Below are 10,589 nucleotides of genomic sequence, written 5' to 3' on the forward strand. Positions count from 1 at the left end.
GCGGCCGACCGCGTCGATCTCGTCGATGAAGATGATGCAGGGGGCGTTCTTCTTGGCCTGCTCGAACATGTCGCGGACGCGGCTGGCGCCGACGCCGACGAACATCTCGACGAAGTCGGAGCCCGAGATGGTGAAGAACGGCACGTTGGCTTCGCCGGCAACCGCACGGGCGGTCAGCGTCTTACCGGTACCGGGCGGGCCGACGAGCAGCACGCCGCGCGGGATGCGGCCGCCGAGGCGCTGGAACTTCTGCGGGTCGCGCAGGAATTCGACGATCTCCTGGAGATCCTCCTTGGCCTCGTCGATACCGGCGACGTCCTCGAAGGTGACGCGGCCGTGGGCCTCGGTCAGGAGCTTGGCCTTGGACTTGCCGAAGCCCATGGCCTTGCCGCCGGCGCCGCCCTGCATCTGGCGCATGACGAAGAGCCAGATGCCGATGATCAGCAGCATCGGCATCCACGAGATCAGGGCGCCGAGGAGCGAGAAGCTCTCGCCGGCCGGGCGCGCGGCGATGGCGACGTCCTTCTGACGCAGGAGTTCGATGTAGCGGGCGTCCGCCGGGGCGTAGGTCTGGAAGGTGCCGCCCGCCTTGTAGGCGCCCTGGACCTGCTGGTCGGTGATCACCACCTGCTTGATCTTGCCGCCCTCGACATCGTCGAGGAACTGGGAGAACGACACTTCGTTCGTGCCCGTCGTCCGTCCAGGGTTCTGGAACAGCTGGAAGAGCGCGATCAGCAAGAGTCCAATGATCACCCAGAGGGCGAAGTTCCGAAAATTGGCGTTCATCGAAGATCCCATCTCGGCCGGGCGGTACGCGAACACCGCCTCCGCCGACCCACGTCGGTTCCCTGGAAGATAGGTGTCTCCTCGCTCCGTGCCAAGGAGATGGGTTCGTCGCGGCGCGTTCGTCTGACGAAATCGTTACCGCGGCCCGCCGATCCGGCCGGCGCCGGGCTCCCGGACGGCGTTTCAGGGTGAAATCGGCGCGATATGCAGTGTTTCCATGCGATTTCGGTCCCCTTCGCGGACATGGCGGAGCCCCGGGCAGGCGACGAGTTCGCCGTCGCGGAAGACGGCGAGCGCCGATTCGATCATCGCCGCCGGTGGCGTGGGGTCTCCGACGATGGCCGGGGTGAGACCGTCGGTCGCGGCGATCGTCCGCCGGCCGTCGGGGCCCAGAGGCGCGATGGTCACCGCCGAGGAGGCCCCGGGCGCCAGTTCGATGCGCCGTCCGCGCCAGCGGCCACACTCTCCCGGTTCGAGCCTCAGGCTCGGCGGTGTGCCTCGGCCGGCTTCGGCGGCGATCCAGATGCGGCCGCGCCGCTGCTCGATGCGGGTGCCGCCGAGGGTGCGGGCGGCGACGACGGCGGCGGGATCGCCTCCGTCGACGGCGGCGGCGATCGCTTCCAGCCGGTCGAGCCGCGGACCGTAGGGGGCGCCGCCGACGGCTCGGACGAGCCGTGAGAAGAGCCGCAGGCGAACCTCTTCGGGCTGGGTGGCGACGACCTCCGGCCGCAGCGCCACCCAGCCGGCGGGGTGGATGTCGACGCCGGTGGCGAGCGCCGCATCGACCTGCGTCTCGATCGCGGACGCCGCACGCGCCATCGCCTTCGCGGTGGCGACGAGGCGGTCGCGGGTGAGGCCGAGGTCGGCGAGGAGGGGGGCGGCGGCGCGCCGACGGGCGCGGTCGAAGCGCCGGTCGGTGTTGGAGGGGTCTTCGATCCAGGCCTCGCCGGCGGCGGCGAGCGTGGCGAGCAGGCGCGATTTGGGCAGATCGAGAAAGGGGCGGGCGAGGACGAGGCCGTCGATCTTTCGGCGTGGTGTCATGGCGGAGAGGCCGACGACGCCGGAGCCGCGAGCCAGGCGGGCGAGGAAGGTCTCGGCCTGATCGTCGGCGTGGTGGGCGGTGACGACGGTGTCGCAGCCGAGGTCGCGGGCGGCGTCGAAGAGGAGGTCGTAGCGGGCGCGGCGGGCTTCGGCCTGGAGGTTGGCGGCGGGCTTTTCGCCCTCCCAGCGAAGCGTGCGGTGGAGGAGGCCGTGGCGGGCGGCGAGGGCGGCGACGAGGCGCGCTTCTTGCGCGGCTTCGGGCCTCAGGCCGTGGTCGACGGTGACGACGATCGCGCCGGGCAGCGTCGGATCGAGCGTACGGGCGCGGGCGTGGAGCAGGAGAAGGGCGGTGCTGTCGGGACCGCCGGAGACGGCGAGGACGAGACGGGAACGGTCTCGGAGCGGCGCGAAGAGGGTCGCGGCTTCGGCATCCGAGACGGGGGCGTCCTCAGCACTTGCCACGGACTTTCTCGGCGAGGGCGCGATCGCGCAGGGCGCGCGAAGCCTTGGGGTACTTGACGAGCAGTTCCTCGTAGGTGGTGCAGGCGGCCTTCTTCTCGCCGAGGGCGGCGAGGGAGAGGCCGAGCTTCAACAGGCTGTCGGGCGCCTTGGGGCCGTCGGGGAACTGGGTGTAGCTCTTGAGGAAGGCGTCGGCGGCCTCCTTGTTCTTGGAGCGGACATAGTAGCTCTCGCCGAGCCAGAACTGGGCGCTGCCGACCCGCTTGTCGGTCGGGTGATGGGTGATGAAGGTCTTGAAACTGGTCTCCGCCAGTTCGTATTCGCCGTTGAGCACGTAGCCGTAGGCGGCGTCGTATTCGTCGCGGGCGCTGGCGGTCGGCTGAACCGCCGAATAGCGCGGGTCGACGCCGGGAACCGGAACGATCGTCGGATCGGTGACGGCGCGGGTGTCGACGCCGGGGGCGCCGAGATTGAGCGGCGCCGAAGACGACGATCCGATCAGTCCACCGATCGGGTCGGCGGCGTTCAACTGGCCGAGCGACGCCGGCGGTGCACCGCGTCCGGCGACGGCGACCGGGGCGGACGCCGGGGCGACCGCGACCGGGGCGGCCGCGGGGGCCATGCCGGCCGCGGCCGGCAGGCCGGCGGTCGACATGGTTTCGGCGGCGCTCGGCGCGTCGCTGCGCTTCTGGGCCGGCTTGGCGCCGCGGGCGCCGCCGGCCTCGATCTCCTGCAGACGGAACTCGTAGTCCTTCTGCATGCGCGTCAGGGTGTCCTGAAGCTGCTGGATCTGGTGCGACATCTGCTCGATCTGGCCGTTGAGACCGCGCAACTGGCCTTCGAGCTGGTTGATGCGTAGCGACAGTTCGGCGTTGCGGCGATCACCGGAATCGGAGCCGCCGAAGAACCCCTGCGCCCGCGCCGTCCCGACGCCGAGCGAGGCGATCGTGGCGAAGGCCACGACGGCGATCACGGCGAGGCGGTGCCGCATCGGTGGGCCTCCGCGTGTGGCGAGTGTCCGTTGAAACATGGACGGCGGCGCTCCTTTCCTCCGACGAGCCGCGACGATCGGGCTCGGATCGGCCGATCTCCTATCATGACCCGCGCGTTTCGGCCAAAATTTGTCGTCGCGGTGACCCTCTCGCGATGATGCGACGACCGAGCGGCGTCCGCCGTCGAAACGGCGAACGGCGCCCCTCGGGGGAGCGCCGCTCGCATGTCGTTTCCGTGTGTTCCCGCGTTTCGGCCGCGGTCAGTTGGCGCCGTTGAGTACGGTGACGGCGCGGCGGTTCTGGCTCCAGCAGCTCTCGGCGTCGCAGACGGCGACCGGACGCTCCTTGCCGTAGGAGATGGTCTTCAGGCGGGTCGAGGAGATGCCGCGCGAGATCAGGTAGTCGCGCGTGGCGGCGGCGCGACGGGCGCCGAGGGCGATGTTGTACTCGCGGGTGCCGCGCTCGTCGGCGTGGCCTTCGACGGTCACGGCGTAGCGCGGGTACTTGCCGAGCCAGACGGCCTGACGGTCGAGGGTGCCGCGCGCCTCGCCGGTCAGTTCCGAACTGTCGTTCTGGAAGAAGACGCGGTCGCCGACGTTGACGACGAAGTCCTGCTGGCTGCCCGGCGTCGCCGCACCCGCGCCGCCGGCACCGTTCATCCCGGCGTTGTCCTGCTGGCTGGCGCAGGCCGCCAGGGTCAGCGAGGTCGCGACGACGGCCGCGAACTTCGCGCCGCGGGTCAGGCCCAATTCACTCCACATGCGAAAGACTCCTTCGGAAGGTCCCCGATACTCGTCGGTAACCCTAACGATCCGTGGTTAAGTCGGGGTTCAGGAACATGGTGAACGAAACCTTTCCGTACGCCGTTTCCACGACGCCGGCCGGTATCGCCGTGGCGTCATCAGGGCGGGGGGAAAGTGGTCGAAGCGTGTCCCTGCCGCGGCCGATCCGCGACGCGGCGCGGCGGCGGAAAAGCGTTGCCGATCGGCATCACCTCACCGTGGCACGATCGCCACGGCGAGGTGATGGCCAGTTCACTTCAGCAGCGGCGACCAGGAGGGATCGGAGGCGCCGGCCGGGGTGCGGATGCGGGTCAGCACGTGACCGGTGACGTCGGCGAGCCAGAGGCCGGCCTGTCCGCCTTCCTCGCGGAAGAACATGACGTAGCGGCCGTTGGGGGCGAAGGTCGGGCCCTCGTTGTGGAAGCCTTCGGTGAGGATGCGCTCGCCGGTGCCGTCGGGCTTCATCACGCCGATCTTGAACATGCCGCCTTCCTGCTTGGTGAAGGCGATGAACGGATTGTCCGGGTCGGGCGACCACACCGGCGTCGAGTAGCGTCCGGAACCGAAGGAGATGCGCTTCGACGCGCCGCCGCCGCGGTCCATGACGTAGAGCTGCTGGGTGCCGCCGCGGTCGCTCTCGAAGACGATCTGCGCGCCGTCGGGCGAGAAGGAGGGATGGGTGTCGATCGCCGCGGCGTTGGTCAGCTGCTGCACGGCGCGACCGCCGAGGTTCATCGAGAAGATGTTGGCGTTGCCGTCCTTCTGCATCGAGAAGACGAGGGTGTTGCCGTCGGGCGAGAAGCGCGGGCTGAAGGTCATCGACGGGAAGTCGCCGACGAGTTGGCGGGCGCCGGAGGCGACGTTGAGGATGAACACCTTGGGGTCGCCGGCGCCGTAGGACATGTAGGCGAGTTGCTGGTTCGACGGCGAGAAGCGCGGGGTCAGCACCAGTTCCTGGCCGCGGGTGAGGTAGCGCACGTTGGCGCCGTCCCAGTCCATGATGGCGAGCTTCTTGACCCGGTTCGACTTCGGCCCGGACTCGTCGACGAAGGCGACGCGGCTGTCGAAGAAGCCCTTGAAGCCGGTGAGCTGCGAAAAGGCGGCATCGGCGACGATGTGGGCGAGGCGGCGGATGTTGTCGGGCGAGGTGGCGAACTGCGAGCCGATCAGCTGAGAGCCGCCGTAGACGTCCCACACCCGCACCTGGGCGACGATCTGTCCACCCTGTTGCTGCACCGTGCCGGCGACGAGCGCCTGAGCGTTGATGCCGCGCCAATTGTTGAAATTCGGCGTCACGTCGGCGCCGACGGCGCGCTCCAGATAGGAGGACGGGTCGAGGACGTTGAAGTAGCCGGAGGTCTTCAGATCCTGGGCGACGATCTGCGCCACCTGGGCGCCGAGCTGCGGGTCGCCGGTGAAGTTGGGCACGGCGATCGGCATCGGCGTGAAGGCGGCGCCGGGGGTGACGGTGATCTTCAGCTGCGCCTCGGCGGGAAGCGACGCGGCGAGGAGGCCGACGGCGCCGGCGGCCAGCCCGACCACGGCGAGGCCGATGGCGCGCAGCCGCGACGCGAAGGCGCTCCGGCGGCGGTCGGCGCGTATCGGGCGGGGCGGCGCGAAGGTCTGTTGGCTCGGCATCGTCGAAGTCCTCGTCGTCTCGTCGGTGTCCGTCAGAAGACGTCCTTGGGATTGAAGGTCGCCTCCACCAGCCGCCAGGCGGCGTATTTCTCGGGAGGCATCTTGTAGGGGCCGCACTGCAGGAGGGCGCGGCGCGCCGAGGCGGCGAGGGCCGGTCCGAGCGGGTGCGCCGGGGCCTCGATGATCTCGGGCTGGCCGGCGAGCGTGCCGTCCTGGTTCATCGAGAAGCGCAGAGTCACGCCGATGCCGGCCTCGGCCGATCCGATCGGCGGGTTCCAGCATTTCTTGATCTGGCCGACCAGCGCGTCCGTCTCCGACTGGGTCATGCGGGTGACGTTCAACCTGCCGGATGGCGAGCCGAGGCTGGCGGTCTGCTGCACCTTGGAGGCGGACGAACCGGTCCGGTTCTTGTTGAGGATGTCGGAAATCTCGCGCGAATCGAACTGCGACTTGGCCTTGGCCGCCTCGGCCGCCTTGGCGTCGGCCGCGGCCTTCGCGGCGCGGTCGGCGGCGGCCTTGGCATCGGCCAACGCCTTGGCTCTGGCGTCGGCCTTGGCCTTGGCGTCGGCGGCGGCCTTGGCGGCGGCGGCGGCCTTGGCGTTGGCGAGGCGCTTCTCCTCCGCCTTCTTGTCGTCGAGCTTCTTCTGCTCCTCGAGGAGCTTGTCGAGCGCCTTGGTGTCCTTCGGCGGCTCCTTGGGCACCGGCGGCTTGCCCTCGCCGAGGTCCTTGGCCTTCTCCGCCTCCTTGGGCAGGTCGGGCTTGGGCTCGGGGGCCTTGATCGGCTCGGGCTTCGGCGGTTGCGGCTTGGGTTCCGGCGCCTTGATCGGCTCGGGTTTCGGCGGTTCCGGCTCGGGCGGCTCGGGAGCCTTCACCGGTTCGGCCTTGGGCTCGGGCTTCGGCGGTTCCGGCTTGGCCTGCGGGATCGGCGGCGGCGGCTCCTCGCGGGCGTCGGTGCCGGCGCGGGCGCCCTCGCTCTCCTTGGCCGCCTGCTTCGTCTCCTTCGGGACGATCTCGTCCTTGGGCTTGGCCGTCTTCTGACCGAGCCTGAGGTTCGCCACGTCGGCGACGGGGACGAACTCGATCGGCATGGCGTCGACGACGACGGCGTCTTCCGCCGCCTTCCGGAACGGCAGTCCGACCACGATCCACGCGATCAGCGCAGCGTGCAGGACGACCGAGGCGGGAAGGCCGGGACGCATGGGGCTCCTCACCGAGAGGCCGTCTCGGGCAGCGAGACGAGGCCGATCTTCTTGAAGCCGGCGTCGTTGAGCCGGCCCATGACGCGCAGGATGGTGCCGTAGTCGGTGGTGCGGTCGCCGCGCACCAGGATGCGCTCCTCCACCCCGTTCTTGGCGATCGCCTGGAGCTTGGGGACGAGGTCGTCGAGCTTCAGCTCGGCGTCCATGATGAAGATGCGGCCCTGGCCGTCGACCGACACGGTGACCGGCTGGGTCTGGCCCTCCATCGCCTTGGCGCGGGTCTCCGGCAGGTCGACCGGAACACCCACCGTCATCATCGGCGCCGCCACCATGAAGATGATCAGCAGCACCAGCATGACATCGATGAAGGGCGTCATGTTCATGTCGGCGATGGGACCGCGCCGCGCCCGCGACCTGCGTCCTCGCCGTCCACCGGAGCCTCCGGCTCCTCCGACCGCCATGCCCATGATCCGATCTCCTCGTTGCCGAACTCAGGCCGCGTGCCGTTCGTCGATCTGGCGCGACAGGATGGCGGAGAACTCGTCGGCGAAGGCCTCGAGCCGGCCGCCGAGGGCGCCGGCGTCGGAGGAGAGCTTGTTGTAGGCGATGACAGCCGGGATCGAGGCGACGAGGCCGATGGCGGTGGCGAAGAGCGCCTCGGCGATGCCCGGCGCGACGACGGCGAGCGAGGTGTTCTTCGACGCCGCGATGCCCTGGAAAGCGGTCATGATGCCCCAGACGGTACCGAAGAGGCCGATGAAGGGGCCCGAGGCGCCGATGGTGGCGAGCACCAAGAGGTTGGAATTGAAGCGGTCGACTTCGCGATTGATGGTGACGTCCATCACCTTGTCGATGCGCTGCTGCAGGGATCCGATCGCCGGGCGGCCGCTCTCGTGGCTGCGCTTCCACTCGCGCATGGCGGCGACGAAGAGGGCGGGCATGCCGCGGTTGTCGCGCGCCGACAGCGTCCGATAGAGATCCTCGAGGCTCTGGCCGGACCAGAAGACCTGTTCGAAGTGGTCCATCTGGCGGCGGGTGCGCAGGAACAGGATCACCTTGTCGACGATGATCGCCCAGCACCACACCGAGGCGAGGAAGAGGCCGGCCATCACCAGTTTGACGACGAGGTGGGCCGACCAGAACAACGACAGGAGCGAGATCGAGGCGTTCGGGGCGGCGAGCGCCACCTGGGCGACATCAGCGTTCATGAATCCGGTTCCTTGTCGCCGGGCGCGGCGCGAACGACGCCGCGGGCGCGGCGAGACGGGGGATGTGGATCTCGACGGGGACGAGGCGAAGCCGATCCGCGGCGGTCGAGCGAGGTCCACGTGTCTCCCGCTCTCGGTGCGGGTCACGCGATCCGGTCTTCGACCGTTCCGACGGGCGTGAGCGTTTCCGCATCCTCCGGCCCCGATCTCCGCGAGAGATCTTCTGCCCACCGAATATGACCAAACGAGGGCTCGGGCGAGCCTTCGCATCCGCCAGCAAGCCATTGTCAAGGTTAAGAAACGGTTACGTTTCCCGCGGTGCGGCGGGGTCGGCGGCGTCGGGCGCTTCGGGATGGCCGACCAGGGTGCGGAACCGGCCGGGGATGCGTCGGGCGCGCCCCTCGCGGGTGATGCCGACGACGATCACCACGGCGGTGGCGATGGTCTCGTCGCCGCGGGTGAGGGTCTGCTTCATGGTCATGCGAGCCCCGCCCATGTCGCAGACGCGGGTGGTGACGGTGAGGAGGTCGTCGAGCTTGGCCGCCTTGAGATAGTCGATCTCCATGCGGCGCACGGCGAAGAGCAGGCCGGGACCGTCGTCGGCGAGATCGGTCTGCGACAGGCCGAGGGCGCGGAGGAATTCGGTGCGGCCACGCTCGAAGAAGCGGACGTGGGAGGCATGATAGACGATGCCGCCGGCGTCGGTGTCCTCCCAGTAGACCCGCACCGGGATGGCGTGTTCGACGACCTCGGTCCCCGGCGTGTCGCAGCGCGCGTCGTTCATTCCGCTCGTTCTCCTCGGCCTGGTGAGAAGCGGCGCCGGTCGCCGCATCTGCGCGAAGGGGCCCACGAATAGGATTTCGAGGAAGCGACATCAACCGCGCCGAACGCCGGGGAGGGGCGCGGCGGACGCGGGGATCGAGGGGCGCGGGGGAGGGGGCGGGCGAAACGAAGAAGGCCGGCTCGGGGGCGCCGAGCCGGCCTCGTGTTCTGTCCCTGTGGATCGCCGTTTTCAGGCGATCCGATCCCGACCCGGCGGCGGATCCGCCCAGAAGCGGGCGGGACCGTCCTGCCGATGATCGACGATCCGCTCGGGCGGGCGCATGGAGGCGGCCTCGAAGACCCCGTCCACGACCTCGGTCCCGAAGGATTTCGAAAGGTTCATGCGGGCTCCTCTTCCGTTGATCTTGAGGAGATGGTGCTCCGAATTCGTTACCGAAGTGTTGACGAAACGTCGTCATCGGCGATTCAATCGATTTCGCCGGGGCGACGACTTCGATGTCTCCAGTAATCGGCGCGGCGTAACCGTACCCGCTGGTACGACGCGGCGGCCTCGCCCTCACACCGTCTTGTCGACGATGTTCCCCATGCCGGGAGGCGGGGCCGGGGCGCGGGCGGCGGCGCCGTCGTCGCCGTCGTGGTCGTTCACCCGATCGGGACCGGGACCCTCGCGCATCTCCGGAAGGCGGGAGGCCGGCGATGCGGCGGGGGGGATCGTCATGCTCATGTCGCTCTCCTCTGTCGTCGAGCCCCATGACGTTCGCGCCGGGTTCATCAACGAAACGTTAAAAACCAAGAAGATTCCAAGAAAAGGCCGAAGTATTTCTGGCTTCATGTATCGTTCTCGATCGGTGACACGAAATCGTGATCGCGAAAATTCACCCGACGGGACGGCTCGCGTCGGTTTTGTCAGGTTCTCGTCAGTTTCGCGGTGGAGGGAGCGGGCCCCGATCGATCGGTCGGCTCCCCTCGGAGGGGATCGGCATAGTAGACTGCCGCCTCGTCCGAATCGCATTTTCCGGGACATTCGCATGGCCAGACACGTCGCCGGCGCCGAAATCGAGCGGTTGATCCAATTGCTCGGCAAGCTGCCGGGGCTCGGCCCGCGCTCGGCGCGGCGGGCCGCGCTGCATCTCGTCAAGAAGAAGGAGAGCCTGTTGGCGCCGCTCACCGCCGCCTTCCAGGCGGCGCTCGGCAAGGTCGGGGTGTGTTCGATCTGCGGCAACGTCGACACGGTGGAGCCGTGCACGGTGTGTCGCGATGCCGGCCGCGACGGTTCGGTGCTGGTGGTGGTCGAGGACGTGTCGGATCTGTGGGCGCTGGAGCGGGCCGGGGCGATCGACGCCAGGTATCACGTGCTCGGCGGCGTGCTGTCGCCGCTCGACGGCATCGGTCCGGGCGATCTGACGATCGCGGCGCTGGTCGAGCGCTGTCGGCAGGGCGGCATCCGCGAGGTGGTGTTGGCGATGAACGCCACGGTCGAGGGCCAGACCACGGCCCATTACATCACCGACCAGCTCGCCCATCTCGGCGACGAGGGGCGTGAGATCTCCGTCACCCGCCTCGCCCACGGCGTGCCGGTCGGCGGCGAACTCGACCACCTCGACGACGGCACCCTCTCCCAGGCGATGCGGGCGCGGACGAAGGTCTGAGGAGACCTGTGCGCGGTTGGACCATCATGTTGATTTGATGCGTTTAATGTGC

Annotated in this window: 12 protein-coding genes; 1 reads left to right on the top strand and 11 read right to left on the bottom strand. The window is 69.2% G+C overall.

Annotation, left to right across the window (positions count from 1 at the left end):
* From V7Q42_RS20675 to V7Q42_RS20725, 11 genes are all read right to left on the bottom strand, one after another.
* Nucleotides 1-786: ATP-dependent metallopeptidase FtsH/Yme1/Tma family protein (locus V7Q42_RS20675; protein ID WP_333826160.1), on the bottom strand; the 786-nt coding region annotated here is incomplete at its 3' end.
* A 183-nt stretch (nt 787-969) separates the two neighbouring features.
* Nucleotides 970-2,289 (bottom strand): tRNA lysidine(34) synthetase TilS, encoded by a 1,320-nt coding sequence (tilS, locus tag V7Q42_RS20680; RefSeq protein WP_333826161.1) that lies wholly within the window; start codon nt 2,287-2,289, stop codon nt 970-972.
* Nucleotides 2,276-3,277 carry a tol-pal system protein YbgF gene (gene ybgF / locus V7Q42_RS20685; RefSeq protein WP_333826162.1) on the bottom strand — a complete coding sequence of 334 codons (1,002 nt, stop codon included), beginning with the start codon at nt 3,275-3,277 and terminating at the stop codon, nt 2,276-2,278. The genes tilS and ybgF overlap by 14 nt, the downstream gene beginning before the upstream one ends.
* Nucleotides 3,278-3,538: 261 nt before the next feature.
* Nucleotides 3,539-4,039, bottom strand: a complete 501-nt coding sequence (gene pal / locus V7Q42_RS20690) for a peptidoglycan-associated lipoprotein Pal (RefSeq protein ID WP_333826163.1) — start codon at nt 4,037-4,039, stop codon at nt 3,539-3,541.
* Between the two features lie 273 nt (nt 4,040-4,312).
* Nucleotides 4,313-5,698, bottom strand: a complete 1,386-nt coding sequence (gene tolB / locus V7Q42_RS20695; protein WP_333826164.1) for a Tol-Pal system beta propeller repeat protein TolB — start codon at nt 5,696-5,698, stop codon at nt 4,313-4,315.
* Nucleotides 5,699-5,730: 32 nt separating this feature from the next.
* On the bottom strand, nt 5,731-6,897 hold the full coding sequence (gene tolA, locus V7Q42_RS20700; protein ID WP_333826165.1) for a cell envelope integrity protein TolA: 1,167 nt from the start codon (nt 6,895-6,897) through the stop codon (nt 5,731-5,733).
* Nucleotides 6,898-6,905: 8 nt separating this feature from the next.
* Entirely contained in the window at nt 6,906-7,364 is a 459-nt protein-coding gene (gene tolR / locus V7Q42_RS20705; protein ID WP_333826166.1) for a protein TolR, read from the bottom strand.
* Nucleotides 7,365-7,388: 24 nt separating this feature from the next.
* A complete protein-coding gene (tolQ, locus tag V7Q42_RS20710) occupies nt 7,389-8,105 on the bottom strand; it encodes a protein TolQ (RefSeq protein WP_333826167.1) in 717 nt (238 codons plus the stop codon).
* Between the two features lie 304 nt (nt 8,106-8,409).
* Complete coding sequence (gene ybgC / locus V7Q42_RS20715) at nt 8,410-8,889, bottom strand: tol-pal system-associated acyl-CoA thioesterase (protein ID WP_333826168.1); 480 nt, start codon at nt 8,887-8,889, stop codon at nt 8,410-8,412.
* Between the two features lie 228 nt (nt 8,890-9,117).
* Nucleotides 9,118-9,270: a hypothetical protein gene (locus V7Q42_RS20720; RefSeq protein ID WP_333826169.1), complete on the bottom strand. Its 153-nt coding sequence runs from the start codon at nt 9,268-9,270 to the stop codon at nt 9,118-9,120.
* A gap of 174 nt (nt 9,271-9,444) precedes the next feature.
* Nucleotides 9,445-9,612 (bottom strand): hypothetical protein, encoded by a 168-nt coding sequence (locus V7Q42_RS20725; protein WP_333826170.1) that lies wholly within the window; start codon nt 9,610-9,612, stop codon nt 9,445-9,447.
* Between the two features lie 304 nt (nt 9,613-9,916).
* Here V7Q42_RS20725 and recR point away from each other — a divergent pair, with 304 nt between their 5' ends.
* Nucleotides 9,917-10,537, top strand: a complete 621-nt coding sequence (gene recR / locus V7Q42_RS20730) for a recombination mediator RecR (RefSeq protein ID WP_333826171.1) — start codon at nt 9,917-9,919, stop codon at nt 10,535-10,537.
* Nucleotides 10,538-10,589 lie beyond the last annotated feature (52 nt).

The organism is Pinisolibacter sp. (genome assembly GCF_036782435.1).
Lineage (GTDB): Bacteria > Pseudomonadota > Alphaproteobacteria > Rhizobiales > Ancalomicrobiaceae > CALBKH01.